Consider the following 24,204-nt stretch of genomic DNA (forward strand, 5'->3'; position numbering starts at 1 on the left):
GGGCTAGCGAGCCAGCGCCGCTGCGCGCCGTGGCGGTCGAAAGTTCCGGTTCGGCTCGCCCGTGGCGTATCGCCGGGGCCGGTTTGGGACCGATGATGGTGGTGTCTGCCGCGGTGACGCCGGTCCGTCCTTGGTGCATCGGTTTGGCCCGTGGGCTAGCGTGGCGCGGAGGGCCCCCACGGGCACCGTGGATTGTTGCCTCGAGCACGAGTACTAGATTCCTGAATCCCAACAGCCCTCTCCACGGCAGGCGCACAACCGAAGACCACTGCTGTCAGGGGAGGTTCGCCATCATGGATTTGATCCACGAGAGGTCCGCGGGGATCGACATCTCCAAGCGCGACGCGAAGGTCGCCATCCGCGCCCCGGGCAAACGGCCCGGGACCTTCACCACCACAGTCACCACCTGGGGAGCGACCACGAACGAGATCCTGGCCCTGCGCGAGATGCTGCTGGCCGAGCGGGTCACGACGGTGGTGATGGAGGCGACCAGCGACTACTGGAAGCCCTTCTACTACCTCTTCGAGGACGTGCTGCCGGTGATGCTGGTCAACGCCAAGGCCGCCCGGAACATCCCGGGCCGCAAAACGGATGTCTCCGACGCCGCATGGCTGGCCCAGCTCGGCGCGCACGGGCTGCTGCGCGCCTGCTTCGTCCCGCCCGAGCCGGTCCGGCAGCTGCGGGACCTGACCCGGGCACGGACGCTGGCGACCCAGGACCGCACCCGGGAGATCCACAGGCTGGAGAAGTTCCTCGAGTCCACCGGAATCAAGCTCTCCTCGACCGCCTCGGAGCTGACCGGGGTCTCGGCCCGCGCGATGCTCGAGGCGCTCGTCGCCGGCGAACGCGACCCGCAGGTCCTGGCGGACCTGGCCCGGGGCACCCTTCGCCGGCGGCTCCCCGAACTCGTCGAGGCCCTCACCGGCCGCTTCACGGACCACCACGCGTTCATCTGCCGGATGCACCTGGAGCGGATCGATTCGATGACGGAATGGATCGACCAGCTCACCGCCCGCATCGAGGAGGCGATGTCCCCCTTTCGCGCCGCGAGGGACTTCCTCGCCACCATCCCCGGGGTCTCCACCACCGTCGCCGACACCGTCGTCGCGGAAACCGGGGCCGACATGAGCCGCTTCCAGACCCCGGGCCGGCTCTGCTCCTGGGCCGGGCTCGTCCCAGGCCACAACGAATCCGCCGGACGGGTCAAGTCCAGCAAGACCCGGCCCGGGAACCGCTACCTCAAGGGCGCCCTCGGCACCGCCGCGCTCTCGATCGCCCGACACCCCAAAAACACCTACCTCGGCGCCCGCTACAAGCGGATCGCCGCCCGCCGCGGCCGGACCAAGGCCCTCGTCGCGACCGAGCACGCCATCCTCGAGGCCGCCTGGCACATGCTCGCCCAAGGCGAGTGCTACCAAGACCCCGGATCGGACTCCCTCACCAGGATGGATCCCGCCAGGGCCAAGAACAACGCGATCAGGCACCTGAAGGCCCTCGGCTACAACGTCACCCTCAGCCCCACCGTCGCAGCATGACCCACCTACTTTCGTACTAGGAGGGCGGACCGGGCAGCGACGCGGCGGGGGCCGCCACGACGCCGAGCACGCCCGCTCCGGTGTGCGCGGCCAGCACGGTGGGCAGCGCGACCTCCAGGACCGGCAGGTCGGTGGCCGGGGCAAGGAAGTCCACCAACTCGCGGGCCTGGTCGGCGGAACCGAAGTGGTGGACGGCGAGGCGGGCCCCACCGGGGTGCAGGCCGGCCTGGTCGCGGCCCCATTCGCCGAGCCGGGCCACGGCGCGGGGGAAGGTGCGCACCTTCTCGCGCAGCACGATCCTGCCGCCCTCGATGCCGAGGATCGGCTTGACCGCCAGCAGGGTCCCGATCATGCCGGCGGCGGTGCCGATGCGGCCGCCGCGGCGCAGCTGCTCGAGGCCCGGGACGGCGAACGCGATGCCGTTCCGGTGCGCGGTCGAGGCGATGCCGGCCACCGCGGGTCCGGGCCTGCCGGCGACGGCGGCGGCGACGGCGTCCATGACGGCGAAGCCCTGGGCCATGCCCACGGTCCCCGAGTCGACGACGGTGACCGGGACGGGGCTCTCCCCGGCGGCCCAGCGGGCCGCCTCGACGGTGCCCGAGAGGTGCGCGGAGAGGTGCACGGAGACGATCTCGGTGGCGCCGGCGGCCGCAAGCTCGCGGTACGTGCGCAGCAGCAGGCCCGGGGCCGGCCGGGAGGTCTGCACGGGCCGCCCCGTGGCCAGCGCCATCGCGAGGGCCGACTCGACGTCGTCCAGCCCCTCCGTGTAGATCTGGCCGTCCACCATCACGGGGAGCGGGACGACGGCGAGGCTACCGGCGTGCGCCGCGACCCAGTCGTCCGGCAGGGCTGCCGCGGTGTCGGTGACGACGGCGGTGCGCTGGGCGGTCCCCGGGGCGCGGCCGAAGCCCCGCCAGCGCGGGAGCCACCCGGGGGTCCCCGCGCCGTTCGGCTCGCCCTCGCGGGGACGTCCCTGCGCCATCGCCTGGCCTAGGCCGGGACGATGTTGACGAGCTTCGGCGCCCGGACGACGACGGTGCGGATCTCCGCGCCGTCCAGGGAGCGCTGGACGGCCGGGGACGCCAGCGCGGCCTCGCGGAGCTCGTCCTCGCCGATGTCCGCCGGGACCTCCAACCGGTCGCGGACCTTGCCCTTGACCTGGACCACCGCCGTGACCGTGTCCTGGACGACGAGGGCCGGGTCGACCGCCGGCCAGCCGGCGTTGGCCACGGACGGCTCGTGGCCCAGCCGCGCCCACATGTCCTCGGCCGTGTAGGGGGCGAACAGGCTCAGCAGCACGGCGACCGCCTCGGCGGCCTCGCGCACCGCGGGGTCGGCCGCGCCGCAGCCCGCGTCGATCGCCTTGCGGGTCGCGTTGACCAGCTCCATCGTCTTGGCGATGACGACGTTGAACTTCCCCGAGTCCAGCAGCGTGGCCGCCTCGGCGACCGTGCGGTGGGTGGCCTGGCGCAGGCCCTTGTCGCCCGACTCCGGCGCGGAGCCCGGCGCGGAGGCGACATCGCCGGCGAGGCGCCAGGCGCGCGCCAGGAACTTCGCGGAGCCGGACGGGGACACCTCGGCCCAGTCGACGTCGTCCTCGGGCGGCGAGGCGAAGACCATCGTCAGGCGCACGGCATCGACGCCGAAGCGGTCGAGCTGCTCGCCCAGGTCCACGCCGTTCCCCAGCGACTTGCTCATCGCCTTGCCGCCGTTGAGCACCTGGCCCTGGTTCAGCAGCGCCGAGAACGGCTCGTTGAAGTCCACGAGGCCGAGGTCGTTCAGGACCTTCGTGAAGAACCGCGAGTAGAGCAGGTGCAGGATGGCGTGCTCGACGCCGCCCACGTACTGCCCGACGGGGAGCCACCGGCGCACGGCCTCGACGTCGAACGGGCCCTCCGTGTACTGCGGGGACGCGAAGCGCAGGTAGTACCAGGACGAGTCGACGAACGTGTCCATCGTGTCGGTGTCGCGCAGGGCCGCCTGCCCGCAGCTCGGGCAGTCGACGTTGACCCAGTCGGCCGCCGCGGCCAGCGGGGACGTCCCCTTCGGGGCGAGCGCCTCGCCGCGCAGGTCGTCCGGCAGGCGCACCGGCAGCTGGTCGTCCGGGACCGGCACCTCGCCGCACTCGTCGCAGTGGATGATGGGGATCGGTGCGCCCCAGAAGCGCTGGCGCGAGAGCAGCCAGTCGCGCAGCCGGTAGTTCACCGTGTGCTCGCCGGTGCCGGCGGCCTCGACGATGCCGGTCGCGCGGGCGATGGCCTCCGCCTTGGGCAGCCCATCGAGCTCGCCGGAGTTCACGAGCGTGCCGTCGCCGCTCGTGGCGACGCCGGTCTCCGCCGGGTCCTCCTCGCCCGTGTCGACGACCATGCGCACGGGCAGGTCGAAGGCCCGGGCGAAGTCGAGGTCGCGCTGGTCGTGGGCCGGGACGGCCATGATCGCCCCGGTCCCGTAGTCGGCCAGCACGTAGTCGGCGGCCCAGACCGGCAGCTTCTCGCCGTTGAGCGGGTTCACGGCGTAGCGGCCCAGGAACACGCCCGTCTTCTCGCGCTCGGTGGACTGGCGCTCGATGTCGGAGAGGGCCTTGACCTGCTCGCGGTAGTCCATGAGGGCGTCGTGCCGCTCGGGGGCGACCAGGTCCAGTGCGAGGTGCGCATCGGCGGCGACGACGAAGAACGTCGCCCCGTGCAGCGTGTCCGGGCGGGTCGTGAAGACGGTGACGTCGCGGGCCTCGCGCGAGTCGGTGGCCTCGATCCCGAAGCGGACGTGCGCCCCTTCGGAGCGCCCGATCCAGTTGCGCTGCATGGCCAGCACGCGCTCCGGCCAGTGCCCCTTGAGCTGCTCCATGTCGTCGAGCAGCCGGTCCGCGTAGTCCGTGATCTTGAAGTACCACTGGTTCAGGGCCTTCTTCGTCACGGGCGTGCCACAGCGTTCACACGCGCCGTTGACGACCTGCTCGTTGGCCAGGACCGTCAGGTCCTTCGGGCACCAGTTCACCGGCGAGTTCTTGCGGTACGCCAGGCCCTTCTCGTAGAAGCGGTTGAAGAGCCACTGGGTCCAGCGGTAGTACTCCGGGTCGGAGGTGTGCAGGCGGCGGTCCCAGTCGGCGCTGATCGCGTAGCGCTTGAAGGAGGCGGCCTGGGTCTCGATGTTGGCGTAGGTCCACTCGGCGGGGTGGGCGTTGCGCTTGATGGCGGCGTTCTCGGCGGGCAGGCCGAACGAGTCCCATCCGATGGGATGCATCACGTCGTAGCCGAGCTGGCGCCAGTAGCGGGCGACGACGTCCCCCATCGCGAACGCCTCGGCGTGGCCCATGTGCAGGTCGCCGGAGGGGTACGGGAACATGTCCAGGACGTAGCGGCGCTCGGCCGACCCGTCGTCCCGGGGCGAGAACACCCCCAGCTCCTCCCACACGGGGGCCCACTTGGCCTCGAGATCCTGGAAAACGTACCCGGTGTCCGTCCCGGTTGCGTCGGTGCTCACTGTCGATTCGCCTCTTCTGGTGCGGCCTTGGCTCTGCGGTCCGGCGGGTCGCCGGCGGTCCCGCCCGCGGCTCCGCGGGCACGAAAAAGCCCCTTGCACGCAAGGGGCCGCCGCGCGCTGCTGCGCGCGGCTACGCTAGGGACACGGTCGCCTTCATGGGGCTTATTCTACACAGCGGCGGCCCTCCGCCCCGCCGCTAGGCTGGCTGCATGAGCACCGCGACGCCCGCCGCCCCGCCCCGCCCGAGCCTGGCCACGACCGTCCCGGTGGACGGATCGGAGGTCCGGGTGTGGACCTACCCCGCCGTGGGGGGCCCAGCCGCCGGCGTGGTGCTGGCCGTCCACGGGTTCCGCGGCGACCGGCACGGCCTGGCCCAGCTCGTGGCGGCGCTGCCGCGCCACACCGTCGTCGTCCCGGACCTGCCCGGGTTCGGCGCGTCGACGCCGTTCGCGGCCCTGCCGCACGACGCCTCCTCCTACGGCCGGGTCATCGGCGCCCTGCGCGCGGCGCTGGGGATCGGGCCGGACGCGATCCTGCTCGGGCACAGCTACGGCTCGAGCGTCGCCGCCCGCTACGCCGCCGCGCACCCCGGCGACTTCGCCGCACTCGTGCTGGTCAACCCCATTTGCGACCCCGCCCTCGAGGGACCGCAGCGGACGCTGTCGCTGCTGGCCGGGGCGTACTACGCGCTGGGCCGCGTCCTTCCGGAGCGCGCCGGGCTGGCCCTGCTGCGCAGCCGGCTCGTCACCGACGCGATGAGCGCAGCGATGGGCACCTCGAAGGACCCCGGCATGCGCGCCCACGTGCGCGAGCAGCACCGGCGGTACTTCGGCGGGTTCGCGTCCCGTGAGTCGCTGGCCCAGACGTTCGCGTGCTCGGTCTCCTCCACCGTCCGGCAGGTCGCCCCGGCCGTGTCCTGCCCGACGCTGCTCGTCGTCGGCGAGCGGGACGCGCTCGGCCCGGTGGAGGACCAGCGCACCCTCGCGGACGCGTTCCCGGACGCGGAGCTGGCGGTCGTGCCCGGCGTGGGCCACCTGATCCACTACGAGGCCCCGGCGACGGCGGCCGGGCACATCACGCGGTTCCTCGCGCGGTAGGCGCGCTACAGCTCGCCGAGCGGGTCGACCCGCACCGAGACCAGCGGCTCCCGCTGCGCGGACGCGACGGCCCGCAGCCGCCGCAGTTCGGCCGTCGCGGCGTCCCCGTCGGCGAGCGGGAAGAACAGCAGCCAGCGGTGCGTTCCGTCGTCCTCGAGCACGGGCCCCGTGGTGCGGACGGATTCGGGCAGCTCGAGCCGCTCCACGAAGCGGTCGGCGGCCTCCGCCGGCCCGGTCAGGACGGCGGAGCGGACGGCCGGCGGCAGCCCCAGCGCCCGGCGCTCGGCCAGGAGGCGGGTCGCGAAGCCGGCCGGGTCCCAGCGCACGAGCGCCGCCTGCGGCAGGGACTGCCCGGCCGCAACGACGACCGTCCCCCCTGCGGACGCCGGGCGCGCGAGCCTGGCCGCGGACAGCCACCGGTGCAGCACCTGGGCGTCCGTATCCAGGGCGTCCCGGGCGAGCATCCGGTCGCCGTCGAGCAGCAGCACGGCGGCGTAGCCGCCCTCCGCCACCGGCTCCGCCCCGGGCGTGGCCACGACGAGCGCCGGGGCGTCCGGCACGGACTCGCGGGGGTGCGCGCCGGTCGCCGCGACGACGCTGGTGCCCGGGAACGCCCGGCCCAGCTCCTCCGCCGTCCGGTCCGCGCCGACGGAGCCGGCCCGGAGGCGGACGCCTCCGCATTCGGGGCACCGCCACGACGGCTGGCGCTCCCCGCACCAGCGGCACTCCGGGGCCGAGCGGGCATCCCGGTAGCCCAGCGGCCCGGTGCAGTCCGGGCAGCGGGCGGGCTGGCGGCAGCGCTCGCACCGCAGGGCGGGGACGAACCCGGTGCGGGCCACCTGGACCAGGACGGGCCCGCGCTCCAGCGCGTCCGCGGCGGTGCGCCACGCGAGCGCGGGCAGCCGGGCGGCGTGCAGCAGGGGGTCGCGCTCGCGCTCGAACGAGTCGGAGCTCGAGACCACGCGCGGCGCCAGCCCGCGCAGCCGCGGACGCGGAACGGCGAGCTCGGCCGCCCAGCCGGACGCGACGAGCCGCTGCGCCGGCAGGCTCCGTCCGGGGCCAAGCAGCAGCAGGCCCGCGCCGGCCAGTCCGGCCCGCAGCAGGAGGGTCTCGCGCGCGTGGTGGTAGGGGGCGCGCGGCTCGGCGTGGGAGGTGTCCTCGTCGTCCCAGAGCACGAGCAGGCCGGCGTCCGCGATCGGGGCGAAGGCGGCGTTGCGGGTGCCCACCGCGACGCGCACGGTGCCCCGCGCGGCCGCGAGGAACGCGCGGTAGCGCGGCGTCGCGCCGTCGTCCGCGCTCAGCCGCGCGAACGCGTCGGCCCCGAGGGCGTCGGCCAGGGCCGCACAGGCCCGGTCGAGGTCGCGCCCGTCCGGGACGACGACGACGGCGCCGCGTCCGGAGGCGCACGCGGCGGCGACGGCGTCGGCCACGAGGCCGGGCCAGCCGCCGGGCAGGTTCGGGGCGGCCGTGGCCACGGCGCGCGGGCTGCCGCCGGCGGCGAGGGCGGACAGGAACGCGGCGCCGCCGTCGTACTCCGCCCAGCCCGGAGACTCCCCCGCGGGGGGCCGGGGCGGGCGCGGCTCGGCGGCGGGCTCCTTTTCGACGCGCGCCATGCGCGGCGGCACGGCCGCGCGCAGGACGTCCGGGACGGTGCCGGCGCCGCGGGCCGCGACCGCGCGGCACAGCTCGAGGACGGCCGCGGTCAGCACGGGCTCGGGCGAGACGACCTTGCCCAGGGCCTGCAGCCGGACGCCCGGTTCCGCCTCTTCGCGCCGCTCGACGAGGAAGCCCGGCAGTTCCTGGCCTCCGAACCGCGCCCGCACCCTCACGCCGGGCCGCGCGTCGGCGTCCAGCTCGGCCGGGACCAGGTAGTCGTAGGGACGGTCGAGGTGGGGCACCTGGGTCTCCAGGACCACGCGCGCCACGGGCTGCCGGGCGGCCGCGCGCGGCGTGCCCGGCAGCGGCCGCGTCGAGTCGAAGCCGGAGAGCAGGCTCGGCTGGCGGGCCCCGTCCACGTCCCTACGCGTTGAAGTAGGCGCGCAGGGCCGCCGCGCGGTCCGTGCGCTCCCAGGTGAAGTCGGGCTCCTCGCGGCCGAAGTGGCCGTGGGCGGCGGTGCGCTGGTAGATGGGGCGCTTGAGGTCCAGGTCCTCGATGATGCCCAGGGGGCGCAGGTCGAACACCTCGCGGATGGCCTCGGCGATCCGCAGCGGGTCGACCTGCTCGGTGCCGAAGGTCTCCACGTACAGCCCGACGGGGTGCGCCATGCCGATCGCGTAGGCGACCTGGACCTCCGCGCGCCGGGCGAGGCCCGCGGCGACGACGTTCTTGGCCACCCAGCGCATGGCGTAGGCGGCGGAGCGGTCGACCTTCGAGGGGTCCTTGCCGCTGAACGCGCCCCCGCCGTGGCGGGCGTAGCCGCCGTACGTGTCGACGATGATCTTGCGGCCGGTCAGCCCCGCGTCCCCGACGGGGCCGCCGATGATGAACGGGCCGGAGGGGTTCAGGATGATGCGCGTGCCGGAGGTGTCCAGGCCGGTCCCGGCGAGGACCGGCTTGACGACCAGGTCGAGCAGCTCCTCCTGCAGCTGGGGCAGCAACAGCTCGCGGGCGTGCTGGGAGCTGACGACGACGGTCTCCACGGAGACGGGCTTGTCGCCGTCGTAGCCGATGGTCACCTGCGTCTTGCCGTCCGGGCGCAGCAGCGGCTGCAGGCCGTTCTTCCGGACCTCGGTGAGGCGCTCGGAGAGCCGGTGGGCCAGGTGGATGGGGGCCGGCATCAGCACGTCGGTCTCGTCGGTGGCGAAGCCGAACATGATGCCCTGGTCGCCCGCGCCCTGCAGGTCCCGCGGGTCGTGCTGGATCCCCTGGCGCGCCTCGAGCGAGTTGAAGACCCCGTCCGCGATCTCCTGCGACTGCTGGCCGATCGAGACGGACACCCCGCAGCGCGCGCCGTCGAACCCGTTGGCGGAGGAGTCGTAGCCGATGCCGAGGATGGTCTCGCGGACCAGCTGCGGGATCTCCACGTAGCCATCCGTGGTGACCTCGCCGGCGACGTGGACGAGCCCCGTGGTGGTCAGGGTCTCCACGGCCACGCGGGAATCGGGGTCCTGCGCGAGCATGGCGTCCAGGATCGCGTCGCTGATCTGGTCGCAGATCTTGTCGGGGTGGCCCTCGGTGACGGATTCCGAGCTGAACAGGCGCAGGGAGGTGTTGGTCTCGCTCACCCGTCCACTCTACCGGTTCAGGGCCTCGGCCAGCGCGGCGACGATCCCGGCCGCGACCTCGTCCTTGGTGCCGGAGACGTGGCGCGCGGGGGTACCGTCGGCGGCGAGCACCGCCACGGCGTTGGTGTCCTGGCCGAACCCGAGCCGCTCCCCCACCTCGTTGACGAAGAGCAGCTCGCAGCCCTTGCGGGCCAGCTTGGCCGCCCCGTGCTCGGCGACGGTGCCGGAGTCGTCGCCGGTCTCGGCGGCGAAGCCGGCGATCAGGCGCGGCAGGCGCGTGGCCTGGCCCTCGTCGGCGCGGCGGGCGACGAGCTCGGCGAGGATGTCCGGGTTGCGGACGAGTTCGATGGTGGGGGCGCCGCCGTCGTCGCCCTTCTTGATCTTGCTCCCGGCGTACGTGGCGGGGCGGAAGTCGGCGACAGCGGCGGCCATGACGAGCGCGTCCGCGCCCTCGGCGGCCGCGTCGACGGCGTCGCGCAGCTCCAGCGCGGTGGACGCGGTGGACAGTTCGACCCCCTCGGGGACGGGGACCTCCAGGTGGGCGGCGACGAAGCGGACGCGCGCTCCGGCCGCGGCGGCCGCGCGCGCGATGGCGGCGCCCTGCTTCCCGGAGGAGCGGTTGCCGAGGAAGCGGACGGGATCCAGGGGTTCGCGGGTGCCGCCCGCGGTGACGACGACGGTACGCCCGGCCAGCGGCGCGGCGGCGGGGGCGGGGGCGGCCCCGTCGAGGTGCCCGGCCAGGGCGGCGTGGATGTCCTCGGGCTCGGGCAGGCGGCCGGGACCGGAGTCCGGTCCGGTGAGGCGCCCGACGGCGGGTTCCAGGACGGTGCACCCGCGCCCGCGCAGCGTCGCGACGTTCGCCCGCGTCGCCGCGTGCTCCCACATCTCGGTGTGCATGGCGGGCACGAAGACCACCGGGGCCCGGGTGGCCAGGAGGGTCCCGGTCAGCAGGTCGTCGGCGAGGCCCGCCGCCGCGCGGGCCAACAGGTCGGCCGTGGCCGGGGCGACGACGACGAGGTCGGCCTCCTGGCCGAGCCGGACGTGGTTGACCTGGTCGACGGCGTCGAAGACGTCGTCCGTGACCGGGCGCCCGGAGAGCGCCTCCCAGGTCGGGCGCCCCACGAAGCGCAGTGCGTTGGAGGTCGGCACGACATCGACCCGGTGCCCGTCCCGGCGGAGCAGGCGCAGCAGGGACGCCACCTTGTAGGCGGCGATCCCGCCGCCCACGCCGAGAACGATGCGCCGGGCCGTCGCCATGGGGCGCTACTCGGCGTCGTCGGCGGGAGCGGCGACCGGGGCGACCTCGAGCAGGCCGTCGTTGAGCTCGCGCAGGGCGATGGAGAGCGGCTTCTCGTTGAGGCGGGTGTCCACGAGCGGGCCCACGTACTCGAACAGCCCCTCGTGCAGCTGCGAGTAGTAGGCGTTGATCTGGCGCGCCCGCTTGGCGGCGTTGATCACCAGCGCGTACTTGGAATCGGTGGTGGTCAGCAGCTCGTCGATGGGCGGGTGGATGATGCCCTCAAGGTCCGTGGACACGAAGCCTCCATGGTTGTCGGTGTGGTCGAATGGCCGGCGCGGCCTACCGGCGGTGCGGGACGAGTCCCATGACCGAGACGAGTTCGTCGGCGGCGCGCCGCACGTCGTCGTTCACGATGGTCAGGTCGAACTCCCGCTCGGCCGCGAGTTCCATTCTAGCGGTTTCGAGGCGGCGCTGTTGCTCCTCCTCGCTCTCGGTGCCCCGGCCGACGAGCCGGCGCACCAGTTCCTCCCACGAGGGCGGCGCCAGGAACACGAAGCGCGCCTCCGGCATGGCGGCCTTCACCTGGCGCGCCCCCTGCAGGTCGATCTCGAGCAGGACCCGCTTGCCGGCGGCCACGGCCTCCTCCACCTTCGCGCGGACGGTTCCGTAGCGGTTGCGCCCGTGCACGACCGCCCACTCGAGCATCTCCCCGGCGTCGACGAGCCGCTCGAACTCCTCCGGGCCGACGAAGAAGTAGTGGATCCCGTCCTCCTCGCCCGGCCGCGGGTCGCGCGTGGTCGCGGAGACCGAGAGCCACACCTCCGGGTAGTTGTCCCGGATGTAGGTGGAAACCGTGCCCTTGCCGACGGCGGTGGGCCCGGCGAGGACGGTGACGTGGGGTTGGCTCTCGGCCGGCATGGGGTCCTTCCCTAGTGTTTGGCGGGCGGCGACTCGGCGAAGTGCCGGGTCAGCGCCTCGCGCTGTTTGCGGCCCAGGCCGCGCAGGCGGCGGTTGGGCGAGATGCCGAGGCGCTCCATGAGGGCGGCCGCGCGGATCGCTCCGACGCCGGGCACGCTCTCGAGGAGGTCGACCACGCGGAGCCGGCCGACCGCGTCGTCGGACTCGGCGGCGGCCAGCAGCTCGGTGATCGGGAGCCGGCCCGCGCCGAACTGCGCCTTCACCTCGGCCCGGCGCGTCCGCGAGGCGAGGGCCTTGGCGCGGGCCCGGGCCCGGTCCTCGTCCGACAGTGACTTCAGTACCATAGCGTGAACCCCCGGTTGACTAGGAACCCCGAAGGTTCCGGTGGCCGTTCACCGAAAGTAGCGAACCGGTGGCCAGGACGCAATGGATCGGGGCCTCAGGCCAGCCCGTCGCGGGTGCGCAGCACGGCCTCGCGCAGCGCCCCGGCGTCCGGCCCGGCCCGGAGGATGCCCCGGCTGCTCGTCGCCAGGACCCGGCCCCAGCACCCGGCGAACGTGCGGCGAAGATCGGCCGCCGTGGCGCCCTGGGCGCCCAGGCCGGGCGCCAGGATCGGGGCGTTCGCCGCGGCCAGGTCGATCCCGAGGCGCTCCAGCGCGTCGCCGACGGTGGCGCCGACGACGAGGCCGACGGAACCGAACGGGTCGGCGCCGGCGTTCTCGGCCGCGGCGTCCGCGGTCACGCGGGCCGCCGCGGAGTCGTCTCCCCCGGCGTGCTGGACGCGGGCGCCCTCCGGGTTGGAGGTCAGCGCCAGGACGAACACGCCGCGGCCCGTGCCGGCCGCCAGGTCCAGCGCCGGCCGCAGCGATCCGAAGCCGAGGTACGGGCTCAGCGTCACCGCGTCCGCCGCCAGCGGGCTGCCCTCGGCGAGCCACGCGTCCGCGTAGGCCGCCATCGTGGAGCCGATGTCCCCCCGCTTCGCGTCGGCGATGGTGAGGACCCCGGCGTCGGCGGCCGCCGCCAGCAGCTCCTCCAGGGCGGCCAGCCCGCGCGAGCCGTGGCGCTCGTACAGGGCGACCTGCGGCTTCACGGCCGCGGACCTCCCTGCCGCGGCCTCGAGGGCGCGCTGCGAGAAGGCGCGCAGCCCCTCCGCCGAGTCCTCCAGGCCCCAGTCGCGGAGCAGGCCCGGGTGGGGGTCGATGCCGACGCACAGCGGCCCGTGCTCGCCCATGGCCGCGGCCAGCCGGGCCCCGAACGGGGCCCGGCCGGCCGGCGCGGTGCGCGGCTCAGGCATGCGCGGACGCCTTGAGCCGGGCCGCGTGCTCCTGCAGGCTCGTGACCGACCACTCGTACTGGCGCATGGCCTCGATGGCCTGGATGGCCGCCCCGAACTCCGCGACCGTCGTGATGACGGGTGTGCCGACGCTGGTCGCGGCCGCGCGGATCTCGTAGCCGTCGCCGCGCGCGTCCCCGCCGGAGGGGGTGTTGAGGATCATGTCGATCCTGCCGTCCGTGATGAGGTCGACGATGTTCTCCTCGCCGTCGGCGCTGCCCTCGCGGACCTTGCGGACCACGGTCGCAGCGATCCCGTTGCGGCGCAGCACGTCGGCGGTGCCGCCCGTGGAGACGATCTCGAACCCGAGGTCCGCCAGGTGCTTCACGGGAAGGACGATGGAGCGCTTGTCCCGGTTGGCGACCGAGACGAACACGCGCCCGGAGACGGGCAGCGGGTTGTTGGCGCCGGCCTGGCTCTTCGCGAAGGCCGTGTCGAAGTGCTTGTCGATGCCCATGACCTCGCCCGTGGAGCGCATCTCCGGGCCGAGGAGGGAATCGACCACGGTGCCCTCGGGGGTGCGGAAGCGGGCGAAGGGCAGCACGGCCTCCTTCACGGCGACCGGAGCGTCCGCCGGCAGCTCCGAGCCGTCGCCGCTGGCGGGCAGCAGGCCCGAGGCGCGCAGGCCCGCGATGGTCTCGCCCGTGCCGATCAGCGCGGCCGCCTTGGCCAGCTGCACGCCGGTGGCCTTGGACACGTACGGCACGGTGCGCGAGGCGCGCGGGTTGGCCTCGATGACGTAGAGGACGTCGGAGGCCAGGGCGAACTGGATGTTGATCAGCCCGCGCACGCCCACGCCCTCGGCGATCGCGCGGGTGGCCGTGGCGACGCGCGCCTGGACGTCGGCGCCCAGCGTGATCGGCGGCAGCACGCACGCGGAGTCGCCGGAGTGGATGCCGGCCTCCTCGATGTGCTCCATGATGCCGCCGACGTACAGGTCGGTGCCGTCGTAGAGGGCGTCGACGTCGATCTCGATGGCGTCCTCGAGGAAGCGGTCCACGAGCACCGGGTGGTCCTCGGTGATCTCGGTGGCGTTCGCGATGTAGCGCGCCAGGTTGGCCTCGTCGTAGACGATCTCCATGCCGCGGCCGCCCAGGACGTAGGACGGGCGGACCAGGACCGGGTAGCCGATCTCGTCGGCGATCCGCTTGGCCTCCTCGAAGGACACGGCCGTGCCGTTCTTCGGGGACACGAGGCCGGAGGACTCCAGGACGCGGGCGAACGCGCCGCGGTGCTCGGCGAGGTCGATGGCCTCCGGGGACGTGCCCAGGATCGGCACGCCGGCGTCGGCCAGCGCCTGGGCCAGCTTCAGCGGCGTCTGGCCGCCGAGCTGGACGTACACGCCCAGGACGCCGCCCGTGGCCTCCTCCGCCGCGATGACCTCCAGGACGTCCTCGAGCGTGAGCGGCTCGAAGTACAGGCGGTCCGAGACGTCGTAGTCCGTGGAGACGGTCTCCGGGTTGCAGTTGACCATGACGGTCTCGTGCCCGGCCTCGCGCAGCGCCATGGTGGCGTGCACGCACGAGTAGTCGAACTCGATGCCCTGGCCGATGCGGTTCGGGCCCGAGCCCAGGATGATGACGCTGGGCTTCGCGTGGGTCTCGACCTCGGTCTCCTCGTCGTAGGACGAGTAGTGGTACGGGGTGTAGGCCGCGAACTCGGCCGCGCACGTGTCCACGGTCTTGAACACCGGGCGGACGCCCAGGGCGTGGCGCACGCCGCGCACGACGGCCTCGGGGGTGTGGGTGAGGGCGCCGATCTGCTCGTCGGAGAAGCCGTGCCGCTTCGCCAGGCGCAGCGTCTCCTCGGTCAGGACCCCGGCGGAGCGGATGGCCTCGGCGGTCTCGTTGATCAGCTGCAGCTGGTCCAGGTACCACGGGTCGATGCCCGTGGCCTCGTAGAGCCGCTCGATCGGAGCCCCGCCGAGCAGCGCGCGCTGGACCATGGCCAGGCGCCCGGTGCTGCCGACGCGGCTCTCCTCCACGAGGCGGTCGATCTCGGCCGCGTCGGGGGCGTCGAACGTGAGCTGGGCGCCCTTCTGCTCGAGGGAGCGCAGCGCCTTCTGCAGCGCCTCCGTGAAGTTGCGCCCGATCGCCATGGCCTCGCCGACGGACTTCATGGTCGTCGTCAGCGTCGGGTCGGCGGCCGGGAACTTCTCGAACGCGAAGCGCGGGACCTTCACGACGACGTAGTCGAGCGTCGGCTCGAAGCTGGCCGGCGTCTTGCGCGTGATGTCGTTCGGGATCTCGTCCAGCGTGTAGCCCAGGGACAGCTTCGTGGCGATCTTCGCGATCGCGAAGCCGGTGGCCTTCGAAGCGAGCGCGGAGGAGCGGGAGACGCGCGGGTTCATCTCGATGACGACGACGCGGCCCGTGTCCGGCTCGATGGCGAACTGGATGTTGCAGCCGCCCGTGTCGACGCCGACCTCGCGGATGACCGCGATCGCGATGTCGCGCAGCTTCTGGTACTCGCGGTCGGTGAGCGTCATGGCGGGCGCGACGGTGATGGAGTCGCCCGTGTGGACGCCGACCGGGTCGAAGTTCTCGATGGAGCAGACGACCACGACGTTGTCGTTCTTGTCGCGCATCATCTCCAGCTCGTACTCCTTCCAGCCGAGGATGGACTCCTCCAGGAGCACCTCGGAGGTGGGCGAGTACTGGATGCCGGCGCCGGCGATGCGGCGCAGGTCCTTCTCGTTGTACGCCATGCCGGAGCCGAGGCCGCCCATGGTGAAGGACGGGCGGACGACCATCGGGTACCCGAGCCGGCCCGCGGCGGCCAGGGCCTCGTCCATGCTGTGGACGATCTCGGAGCGCGCGGACTCGGCGCCGCAGCGCTCGACGACGCCCTTGAACTTCTCGCGGTCCTCGCCCAGCTCGATGGCCTCGATGTTCGCGCCGATCAGCTCGACGCCGTACTTGGACAGCACGCCGTTCTTGTCCAGGGCGATCGCCGCGTTCAGCGCGGTCTGCCCGCCCAGGGTCGGCAGGACGGCGTCGGGCCGCTCCTTGGCGATGATCTTCTCGACGACCTCGGGCGTGATCGGCTCGACGTAGGTCGCGTCGGCGAACTCCGGGTCGGTCATGATGGTGGCCGGGTTCGAGTTCACGAGGATGACCCGCAGGCCCTCCTCCTTCAGCACGCGCAGGGCCTGCGTGCCGGAGTAGTCGAACTCCGCGGCCTGGCCGATGACGATCGGCCCGGAGCCGATCACCAGGACGGACTTGAGGTCTTCACGCTTGGGCATCTACTTCTCTTCCTCGGTCGCGGCGTCGGCCTTGGCCTGTGCCATCACGTCGATAAAGCGGTCGAACAGGTAGGCGGCGTCGTGGGGGCCGGCCGCCGCCTCCGGGTGGTACTGGACGGAGAACGCGGGGATGTCGAGGCACCGCAGGCCCTCGACGACGTTGTCGTTGAGGCTGATGTGGGAGACCGCGACGCGCCCGAACCGGGCCTCGGGCGCCTCGACCGCGCCGTCGAGGGGCGCGTCGACGGCGAAGCCGTGGTTCTGGCTCGTGATCTCCACCTTGCCCGTGGTGCGGTCCATGACCGGCTGGTTGATCCCGCGGTGCCCGTAGCGGAGCTTGTACGTCCCGAAGCCGAGGGCGCGGCCCAGGATCTGGTTGCCGAAGCAGATGCCGAAGTACGGCAGCCGGCGGTCCAGGACGTCGCGCAGCAGGCCCACCTGCGCGTCGGCGGTGGCGGGGTCGCCGGGACCGTTGGACATGAAGAACCCGTCCGGGTCGACGGCGAGCACGTCCTCGAGCGTCGACGTGGCGGGCAGGACGTGCACGCGGATCCCGCGTTCGGCCATGCGCCGGGGCGTCATCGCCTTGAGGCCGAGGTCGACGGCGGCGACCGTGGCCACCGGCTCGCCGGCGTACCCGTGGTCCGCCGGCTCGACCGTGTAGGCCTCGTCCACGCTGACCTCCTCGGCGAGGCGCGCGCCGGCCATCGCCGGCTGGGCGGCGACCTCGGCGAGCAGCTCGGCCTCGGGGCGGCGGGCCGCGTCCCCGGAGAAGATGCCGGCCTTCATGGCCCCGCGCTCGCGCAGGTGCCGGGTGATGGCGCGCGTGTCGACGCCCTGGATGCCCACGACGCCCTGCTCGGCGAGCTCGTCGTCGAGCGGGCGCTCGGAGCGCCAGTTGGACGGGCGGCGGGCGGCGTCGCGCACGATGTAGCCGGCCACCCAGATGCGGCGGGACTCGGCGTCGGCGCGGTTCACGCCGGTGTTGCCGATGTGCGGCGCGGTCTGCACCACGAGCTGGCGGGCGTAGGAGGGGTCGGTGATGGTCTCCTGGTAGCCGGTCATGCCGGTGGCGAAGACCGCCTCGCCGAGGGCGGTGCCGACGGCCCCGTAGGCGGTGCCGCGGAAGGCGCGCCCGTCTTCGAGGACGAGCACGGCGGGTTCGGTGGTGCGGGTCGGGCTCACGGGGTGTCCCTTTCTGGTCCGGGGTTCTGGGGGGAGGTATCGGTGCCGGGGGTCGCCGGCGCGGGGGCGGCCAGGGCGGCCTCGAGTCGTCGCATGTCCGCGGCGGCCCGCGGCCGGAAGGCGGTGTCGACGTGGCGGTCGCCGAGCGTCCAGGTGAACACCAGCAGGCCGTCGCGCTCGACGAACTTGCCGGCCTGCCCGGAGCTGCGGCGCACGCCCACGAGGTCGGTCCGCGGGATGTAGAGGTCGGTGGTGCCGGCGCGGCGGAACAGCACGCCGGCCGCGTGCACCTCGGCCAGGGCGTCGCAGCGCACGCCCAGGGAGTGGACGGCGATGCGGTCCAGCCAGTCCCCCGCCGTCGTCGTGGACACGTACTGGCCCTCGGCCGCGGCGGCGGGCTCGCCGAGCCCCGCCGGGGCGGGCGCCGGGGCGGCCACGCCCGTCTGGCGGCGGAGCCGGTTGCGCCAGCCGAGCCCGATGAGCGCGACCGCGGCCAGGCACACGGCCAGCGTGGCCAGGATGGTGGGCAGGTTCTCCATCAGAGGCCGGCCTCCGCCGGCCTCGGCGTGTTCAGCGCCCCGCCGAGGACGGTGGGGTGGCCGCGGTGGAAGACCGCCGCGACCCGGCCGGGCAGCTCCATCCCGGCGAACGGGGAGTTCCGGCCCTTCGTGGCCATGGCGTGCGGGTCCACGGTCCAGCGGGCGGCCGGGTCGACGAGCGCGACGTTAGCGGGGGCCCCGGCCTCCAGCGGCCGGCCCTGGTCCGCGACGCGGCCGATGCGGGCGGGCGCCGTGGACATGGCCCGCGCCACGCCGGCCCAGTCCAGCAGGCCGGTCTCGACCATGGTGTGCTGCACGACGGACAGCGCGGTCTCGAGGCCGGTCATGCCCATGGCCGCCTGGGCCCACTCGCACTCCTTGGACTCGGAGGGGTGGGGGGCGTGGTCGGTGCCCACGATGTCGATCGTGCCGTCCGCCAGGGCCTCGCGCAGCGCGTGCGTGTCGGCCTCGCGGCGCAGCGGCGGGTTGACCTTGTAGACGGGGTCGTAGGAGCGGACCAGCTCGTCCGTGAGGATCAGGTGGTGCGGGGTGACCTCCGCCGTGACGTCGATGCCGCGGGACTTGGCCCAGCGGACGATCTCCACGGAGCCGGCCGTCGAGACGTGGCAGACGTGCAGGCGCGAACCGGTGTGCTCGGCCAGGAGCACGTCGCGGGCGATGATGCTCTCCTCGGCGACGGCCGGCCAGCCGGTCAGCCCGAGCACCGCGGAGACCTCGCCCTCGTTCATCTGGGCGCCCTCGGTCAGGCGCGGTTCCTGCGCATGCTGGGCGACGACGCCGTCGAACGCCTTGACGTACTCCAGGGCGCGGCGCATGAGCACGGGATCGTGCACGCAGATGCCGTCGTCGGAGAAGACGCGCACGGCGGCCCGCGAGTCGGCCATGGCGCCGAGTTCGGCGAGCCGCTCGCCGCCGAGCCCGACCGTGACGGCGCCGACGGGGCGGACATCCACCCAGCCGCTGCGCCGGCCCAGGCTCCAGACCTGTTCGACGACGCCCGCGGTGTCGGCCACCGGGTTGGAGTTCGCCATGGCGTGCACGGCGGTGAAGCCGCCGAGCGCCGCGGCGCGGGTGCCGGTCTCGACGGTCTCGGCGTCCTCGCGGCCCGGCTCGCGCAGGTGCGTGTGCAGGTCGACGAGCCCCGGCAGGGCGACGAGGCCGGCGGCCTCGACGACGGCTGCGCCGGCGGCGCGGGGGTGCCCGGCCGCGTCGGCGCCGACGGCGGCGATGACCCCGTCGGCGAGCAGCAGGTCGGCGGTGCCGCCGCCGGGCAGGGTGGCGCCGCGCAGCAGGTGGGTGGTCCCGGTCGTGGTCATGGGGGGTCCTTGTCTAGCGCTCGCCGCGCTGGTGGTCGCCGGAGAGGAGGAGGTAGAGGGCCGCCATGCGCACGGACACGCCGTTGCTGACCTGGTCGAGGACGGTGGCCCGCGGGGAGTCCGCGGCCGCCGACGAGATCTCGAGCCCGCGGTTCATCGGGCCCGGGTGCAGGATGGCCGTGTGCTCGGCGCCGGACGCGTCCAGCGCCGCGAGCCGGGCGTCGTCCAGGCCCCAGCGCCGCGAGTATTCGCGCGTGTTGGGGAAGAACGCGGCGTTCATCCGCTCGCCCTGCACGCGCAGCATCATGACGGCGTCCGGGCGATCGGCGAGGGCCTCGTCGAGGTCGTACGTGATCCGGCAGGGCCAGGCGTCGGAGCCGAAGGGCAGCAGGGTCGGCGGCGCGACCAGGGTGGTCTCCGCCCCGAGCGTGCGCAGCAGCCAGAGGTTCGACCGGGCCACGCGCGAGTGCAGGATGTCCCCGACGATCACCACGCGCATCCCCGACAGGTCCGTCCCGGTGGGGTCGGTGCCGGCGGTGCGGGCGCGGTGCCGGCGGAGCGTGAACGCGTCGAGGAGGGCCTGGGTGGGGTGCTCGTGGGTGCCGTCCCCGGCGTTGACGACGGCGGCGTCGATCCAGTCGGTCGCCGCGAGCCGGGCCGGCGCGCCGGAGGCCCAGTGGCGGATGACGACGGCGTCCGCGCCGATCGCCTCGAGCGTCTGGACCGTGTCCTTCAGGGACTCGCCCTTGGAGACGGAGGAGCCCTTGGCGGCGAAGTTGATGACGTCGGCGGAGAGGCGCTTGGCCGCGGCCTCGAAGGAGATGCGGGTGCGGGTGGAGTCCTCGAAGAAGAGGTTCACCACGGTCCGCCCGCGCAGGGCGGGCAGCTTCTTGACCTCGCGCGTGCCGACGGTCGCCATTTCCTCGGCGGTGTCGAGGATGCGGATCGCGTCGGCGCGGGACAGGTCCCGGGTGGAGAGCAGGTGCCTCATGCGCCGGCCTCGATCACGACGGCGTTGACGGGACGGCCGTCGACCTGGTCGACCTCGCCCAGGCGGACGCGGACCTTTTCGCTGGTGGCCGTGGGCAGGTTCTTGCCGACGTGGTCGGCGCGGATCGGCAGCTGGCGGTGGCCGCGGTCCACGAGCACGGCCAGGCGGACGTTGTCGGGGCGGCCGAGGTCGGCCAGCGCGTCCAGGGCGGCGCGGATGGTCCGGCCCGAGTAGAGGACGTCGTCGACCAGGACGACCGTCTTGCCGTCGATGCCCCCGCCGGGCACGACCGTGCGGGCCGGGGTCCGGGTGGTGCCGTGGCGCAGGTCGTCGCGGTACATCGTGACGTCGAGCTGGCCGGCCAGGGCGGCGGCGTCGAGGCCCTCGGCGGTGGCGGCGATGCGGGCGGCCAGGCGCTGGGCGAGGGGGTAGCCGCGGGTCGGGATGCCGAGCAGCACCAGGTTCTCGGTGCCCTTGTTGGCCTCGATGATCTCGTGGGCGATGCGCGTGAGCACGCGCTCGATGTCGGCTTCGGACAACACGGTCCGGGCCGTCTTGGCGGCGTCCGCTTCCGGACGCGCGCCAGCCGGGGTGGTTTCCACTCCAGCCGCCTCCTTCCCCGCCTCACGGGACGGAACTTAAAGGGTGACTGTCGGCTCCCAAGCTACCACGCGGCCCGTCCGGCCTCCGCACGCGCCCCCGCGCGGGGCGTGAGCACTTGCTCACACCCGTCGGGCCGCCCGGAGACGCCCGTGGCCCGGTCCGTGGGGACCGGGCCACGCGGGGCGTCCGCGTCAGGCGAGGAGCGTCGGCTTCAGCTGCTGGATCCGGCCCAGCAGCCCGTTGACGAACTCCGGGGACTGCTCCGTGGAGAACGTCCGGGCCAGGGCGACGGCCTCGGCCACGGCGACGCCGTCCGGCACGTCGTCGTTGTAGAGCAGCTCCCACGCACCGAGCCGCAGCACGGCCCGGTCGACCGCGGGCATCCGCTCGAGCGTCCAGCCGCGGGAGTACGTGGACAGGATCTCGTCGATGCGCTCCCTGTGGGCGGCCACGCCCTCAACCAGGGTGGCGACGTACGCGTTGGTCGCGGACTCGGTGGCCTCGCGCCGCTGGCGCAGGGCCTCGAGCGGGGCGACGTCCCGCTGCTCCGCCTCGAAGAGCACCTCGACGGCCCGTTGCCGGGCCTTGCCGCGAGCGCTCACTCGTTGACTCGGCCGAGGTAGTCGCCCGTGCGGGTGTCGACCTTGACCTTGGTGTTGTTCTCGACGAACAGCGGGACCTGGATCTCGTAGCCGGTCTCGAGCGTGGCGGGCTTCGTGCCGGCCGAGGAGCGGTCGCCCTGGAGGCCGGGCTCCGTGTAGGTGATCTGCAGGACCACGGACGGCGGCATCTCCACGTAGAGGGGCGAACCCTCGTGCAGCGCGATGACGACCTTCTGGTTCTCCAGCATGAAGTGGGCGGCGTCGCCCACGGTGTCGCCCGAGACGGTCAGCTGGTCGAAGTCGGAGGTGTCCATGAAGACGTAGTCGGCGCCGTCCTGGTACAGGTACTCGTAGTCGCGGCGGTCGACCGTGGCGGTCTCGACCTTCGCGCCGGCGTTGTAGGTCTTGTCGACCACCTTGCCGGAAACGACGTTGCGCATCTTCGTCCGGACGAACGCGCCACCCTTGCCGGGCTTGACGTGCTGGAACTCCACGATGCTCCACAGCTGGCCGTCGATCTTCAGGACGGTGCCGTTCTTGATGTCGTTGCTGGTGGCCACGCGCTTCCTCTCTGCTGCCGCCGCCCCCGCTGCGGGACCGGCGCACGGTCCCGCCCGGGACGGGCGGGGCGGCTGGACTGTCAAAAAACCACGGTCGATTCTACCGTACGCCACCCGCCCCGGCGCGACCGCCCGGGGCGGGCTAGGCGTCGGCAGTCCGGCGCGCCCGGGCGGGGCGGGCTAGGCGTCGGCGGCGCGCTCGGCCGGGATGCGGGCCTCCGCCGCCTCGAGGGAGCGGCGCGCCAGCTCCACGCGGCGCGGCAGGGCGCCGGCGGCCGCGTGCAGTTCCATGGCCTTGCGGAACCGCGTCGCCGCCGCCCGGTAGTCGGACAGGGAGTAGTACAGGATGCCCAGGTACTGGTGCAGCATGGCCTCGTGGCCCGTGCCCGCGAACTCCTCGAGCAGGTTCCGCAGCCTGCGGATGGCGCGCTGCGGTTCACCGGCCGCCCGGAGCAGGTCGGCGTCGAGCATGCGCATGCGCATGTTCTGCGGGTCGGACAGCCGCGTCTCGGCGACCACCTCGGCCGCCGCATGGTGCTCGCCGCGGGCGATGAGCACGACGACGGCGTCGCACGGGTCGTCCCCCGTGAGCAGCGCGTCGGCCGCCGCGTCGTCGACGACGGTGGGCAGCAGGGTGTCCGGGTCGCGCAGGATGCCCGGCATCCCGGTCTCGATCCAGTCCGTCATGAGGCGATGTCCTGGTAGGCGGCAAAGAGCAGGGAGGTGTCGGGCACGTCGAGGATGGCCGGCTTCGCCAGCCCGTCGAGGACGACGAAGCGCAGGAGGTCCCCGCGCGCCTTCTTGTCCCGGCGCATCCCGTCCAGCAGGGAGGCCCAGCGGTCGCGCCGGTACGTGGTGGGCAGCCCGAGCGCGCCCAGGACCGACAGGTGCCGGTCCGCGACGTCCTCGGGCAGGCGGCCCACGGACCGGGACAGCTCGGCGGCGAAGGCCATGCCGATCGAGACGGCGGCGCCGTGGCGCATCTGGTACCGCTCGGCGAGCTCGATGGCGTGGCCGAGGGTGTGCCCGTAGTTGAGGAACTCGCGGCGCCCGGACTCGCGCAGGTCCGCGGAGACGATCTCGGCCTTGACGCGGATGCTGCGCTCGATGATCTCGCGCAGGGCCGGCGACTCCGGGTCGGTCGCCGCGGCCGGGTCGGCCTCGATGAGGTCCAGGATGGCCGGGTCGGCGATGAAACCGCACTTGACGGACTCGGCCAGACCGGTGACGAGCTCGTTCCGGGGCAGCGTGGCCAGCGTGTCGAGGTCGGCCAGCACGGCCGCCGGAGGGTGGAACGCGCCGACGAGGTTCTTGCCCTCGGCCGTGTTGATGCCGGTCTTGCCGCCCACGGCCGCGTCGACCATGCCGAGCAGGCTCGTGGGCAGGTGCACGACCTTGGTGCCACGCAGCCACGTCGCGGCGACGAAGCCGGCCAGGTCGGTCACCGCTCCCCCGCCGACGGCCACGATGGCGTCCGAGCGCGTGAAGTCGTTCTGCCCCAGGACCTGCCAGCAGAACGACGCGACCTGGATGTGCTTGCCCTCCTCGGCGTCCGGGATCTCGGCCGTCATCGCCGTGAAGCCCGCGGAGTCGAGGTCCTCCTTGACGAGGTCGCCCGTCGTGCGCAGGGCGCGGGGGTGGATGACGAGCACCTTCCGGACCCGCTCCCCCAGGATCCCCGGCAGCTGCGGGAGCAGACCGCGGCCGACGACGACGTCGTAGTTCTCCCCCGGGCCGCTGCCGGTGACCGGGATGGTGGTGGCTTGCGTGTTCATGCCTGTGATCCTTCGTGGTTGTCCTGCAGCCCGGCGCGTGCGGCGCGGATGCGGGCGGCCAGCTCGGCCGCGGTGCCGCGGCGTGCGTCCACCGTGAGCGCGGCGCAGGAGCGGTAATGGTCCTCGCGGGCGGCCAGGAGCCGGACCCAGCGGTCGATCGCGTCGCCCGCCAGCAGCGGGCGCCCGGACGCGGCCGCGATGCGCGGCCGCACGGTGTCGAGGTCGGTTTCCAGGTACACGGTGAAGCGCGAGGCCAGCAGGCTGCGGTTCGCCGCGTCCAGGACGGCGCCGCCACCGGTGGCGACGACGGCGTCGGCCTCCTCGGCGGCGGACGCCGCGCGGGCGAGGGCCTCCGACTCGTAGGCGCGGAAGCCGGCCTCGCCCAGCTCCGTGAAGATCGCGGGGATCGGGCCGTGGGCGGACTCGACCTCCGCGTCGGTGTCGATGAAGGGCACGCCGAGCTGCTCCGCGAGCCGGCGGCCGACGGCGGACTTGCCGGCGGCCATCGGCCCGATCAGGAAGATCCCGCGCGACATG

General features: G+C 73.7%; 22 protein-coding genes. 2 read left to right on the plus strand and 20 right to left on the minus strand.

All coding sequences use genetic code 11. From position 1 onward, the window contains the following. Positions 1-293: 293 nt before the first annotated feature. On the plus strand, positions 294-1,535 hold the full coding sequence (locus AC1Q5D_RS12040; RefSeq protein ID WP_481737057.1) for an IS110 family RNA-guided transposase: 1,242 nt from the start codon (positions 294-296) through the stop codon (positions 1,533-1,535). 16 nt (positions 1,536-1,551) lie between these two features. Here the strand turns inward: AC1Q5D_RS12040 and AC1Q5D_RS12045 are convergent, their stop codons facing one another. Both AC1Q5D_RS12045 and leuS read right to left on the minus strand, forming a co-directional pair. Next, positions 1,552-2,517 (minus strand): DegV family protein, encoded by a 966-nt coding sequence (locus AC1Q5D_RS12045; protein ID WP_481738701.1) that lies wholly within the window; start codon positions 2,515-2,517, stop codon positions 1,552-1,554. A gap of 8 nt (positions 2,518-2,525) precedes the next feature. Then, the gene (gene leuS / locus AC1Q5D_RS12050) at positions 2,526-5,015 is read right to left on the minus strand and encodes a leucine--tRNA ligase (protein ID WP_481738702.1); all 2,490 of its coding nucleotides are present in this window, start codon (positions 5,013-5,015) and stop codon (positions 2,526-2,528) included. A 209-nt stretch (positions 5,016-5,224) separates the two neighbouring features. Between leuS and AC1Q5D_RS12055 the strand changes: the two genes are divergently transcribed. Further along, entirely contained in the window at positions 5,225-6,112 is an 888-nt protein-coding gene (locus tag AC1Q5D_RS12055; RefSeq protein ID WP_481738703.1) for an alpha/beta fold hydrolase, read from the plus strand. A gap of 5 nt (positions 6,113-6,117) precedes the next feature. On the opposite strand, the gene AC1Q5D_RS12060 is transcribed toward AC1Q5D_RS12055, so the two are convergent. From AC1Q5D_RS12060 to AC1Q5D_RS12145, 18 genes are all read right to left on the minus strand, one after another. Beyond that, positions 6,118-8,127 carry a primosomal protein N' family DNA-binding protein gene (locus tag AC1Q5D_RS12060; RefSeq protein ID WP_481738704.1) on the minus strand — a complete coding sequence of 670 codons (2,010 nt, stop codon included), beginning with the start codon at positions 8,125-8,127 and terminating at the stop codon, positions 6,118-6,120. Positions 8,128-8,131: 4 nt separating this feature from the next. Further along, positions 8,132-9,337 (minus strand): methionine adenosyltransferase, encoded by a 1,206-nt coding sequence (gene metK, locus AC1Q5D_RS12065; RefSeq protein ID WP_481738705.1) that lies wholly within the window; start codon positions 9,335-9,337, stop codon positions 8,132-8,134. A 9-nt stretch (positions 9,338-9,346) separates the two neighbouring features. Beyond that, positions 9,347-10,594, minus strand: a complete 1,248-nt coding sequence (gene coaBC / locus AC1Q5D_RS12070; RefSeq protein WP_481738706.1) for a bifunctional phosphopantothenoylcysteine decarboxylase/phosphopantothenate--cysteine ligase CoaBC — start codon at positions 10,592-10,594, stop codon at positions 9,347-9,349. 6 nt (positions 10,595-10,600) lie between these two features. Continuing rightward, positions 10,601-10,873 carry a DNA-directed RNA polymerase subunit omega gene (gene rpoZ / locus AC1Q5D_RS12075; RefSeq protein WP_481738707.1) on the minus strand — a complete coding sequence of 91 codons (273 nt, stop codon included), beginning with the start codon at positions 10,871-10,873 and terminating at the stop codon, positions 10,601-10,603. A gap of 43 nt (positions 10,874-10,916) precedes the next feature. After that, on the minus strand, positions 10,917-11,495 hold the full coding sequence (gene gmk / locus AC1Q5D_RS12080) for a guanylate kinase (RefSeq protein ID WP_481738708.1): 579 nt from the start codon (positions 11,493-11,495) through the stop codon (positions 10,917-10,919). A gap of 11 nt (positions 11,496-11,506) precedes the next feature. Continuing rightward, a complete protein-coding gene (gene mihF / locus AC1Q5D_RS12085) occupies positions 11,507-11,839 on the minus strand; it encodes an integration host factor, actinobacterial type (protein WP_481738709.1) in 333 nt (110 codons plus the stop codon). 95 nt (positions 11,840-11,934) lie between these two features. Beyond that, entirely contained in the window at positions 11,935-12,789 is an 855-nt protein-coding gene (gene pyrF, locus AC1Q5D_RS12090; RefSeq protein WP_481738710.1) for an orotidine-5'-phosphate decarboxylase, read from the minus strand. Beyond that, entirely contained in the window at positions 12,782-16,075 is a 3,294-nt protein-coding gene (gene carB / locus AC1Q5D_RS12095; protein WP_481738711.1) for a carbamoyl-phosphate synthase large subunit, read from the minus strand. The genes pyrF and carB overlap by 8 nt, the downstream gene beginning before the upstream one ends. Further along, a complete protein-coding gene (gene carA / locus AC1Q5D_RS12100) occupies positions 16,076-17,260 on the minus strand; it encodes a glutamine-hydrolyzing carbamoyl-phosphate synthase small subunit (RefSeq protein WP_481738712.1) in 1,185 nt (394 codons plus the stop codon). Further along, on the minus strand, positions 17,257-17,799 hold the full coding sequence (locus AC1Q5D_RS12105) for a PH-like domain-containing protein (protein WP_481738713.1): 543 nt from the start codon (positions 17,797-17,799) through the stop codon (positions 17,257-17,259). Before AC1Q5D_RS12105 ends, carA begins: the two co-directional genes overlap by 4 nt. Then, on the minus strand, positions 17,799-19,136 hold the full coding sequence (locus tag AC1Q5D_RS12110; RefSeq protein ID WP_481738714.1) for a dihydroorotase: 1,338 nt from the start codon (positions 19,134-19,136) through the stop codon (positions 17,799-17,801). The genes AC1Q5D_RS12105 and AC1Q5D_RS12110 overlap by 1 nt, the downstream gene beginning before the upstream one ends. A 13-nt stretch (positions 19,137-19,149) precedes the next feature. Further along, a complete protein-coding gene (locus tag AC1Q5D_RS12115; protein ID WP_481738715.1) occupies positions 19,150-20,127 on the minus strand; it encodes an aspartate carbamoyltransferase catalytic subunit in 978 nt (325 codons plus the stop codon). Further along, positions 20,124-20,729, minus strand: a complete 606-nt coding sequence (gene pyrR / locus AC1Q5D_RS12120; protein WP_481738716.1) for a bifunctional pyr operon transcriptional regulator/uracil phosphoribosyltransferase PyrR — start codon at positions 20,727-20,729, stop codon at positions 20,124-20,126. The genes AC1Q5D_RS12115 and pyrR overlap by 4 nt, the downstream gene beginning before the upstream one ends. A 192-nt stretch (positions 20,730-20,921) precedes the next feature. Next, positions 20,922-21,332: a transcription antitermination factor NusB gene (gene nusB / locus AC1Q5D_RS12125; protein ID WP_481738717.1), complete on the minus strand. Its 411-nt coding sequence runs from the start codon at positions 21,330-21,332 to the stop codon at positions 20,922-20,924. Further along, the gene (gene efp, locus AC1Q5D_RS12130; protein WP_481738718.1) at positions 21,329-21,892 is read right to left on the minus strand and encodes an elongation factor P; all 564 of its coding nucleotides are present in this window, start codon (positions 21,890-21,892) and stop codon (positions 21,329-21,331) included. Before efp ends, nusB begins: the two co-directional genes overlap by 4 nt. Before the next feature lie 180 nt (positions 21,893-22,072). Next, positions 22,073-22,579 carry a tetratricopeptide repeat protein gene (locus tag AC1Q5D_RS12135; RefSeq protein ID WP_481738719.1) on the minus strand — a complete coding sequence of 169 codons (507 nt, stop codon included), beginning with the start codon at positions 22,577-22,579 and terminating at the stop codon, positions 22,073-22,075. Further along, on the minus strand, positions 22,576-23,667 hold the full coding sequence (gene aroB, locus AC1Q5D_RS12140) for a 3-dehydroquinate synthase (protein WP_481738720.1): 1,092 nt from the start codon (positions 23,665-23,667) through the stop codon (positions 22,576-22,578). The genes AC1Q5D_RS12135 and aroB overlap by 4 nt, the downstream gene beginning before the upstream one ends. Then, positions 23,664-24,203, minus strand: coding sequence for a shikimate kinase (locus tag AC1Q5D_RS12145; RefSeq protein WP_481738721.1), 540 nt, complete (start codon positions 24,201-24,203; stop codon positions 23,664-23,666). Before AC1Q5D_RS12145 ends, aroB begins: the two co-directional genes overlap by 4 nt. Position 24,204: the final 1 nt, after the last annotated feature.

The sequence above is a fragment of the Arthrobacter paludis genome (genome assembly GCF_056782315.1).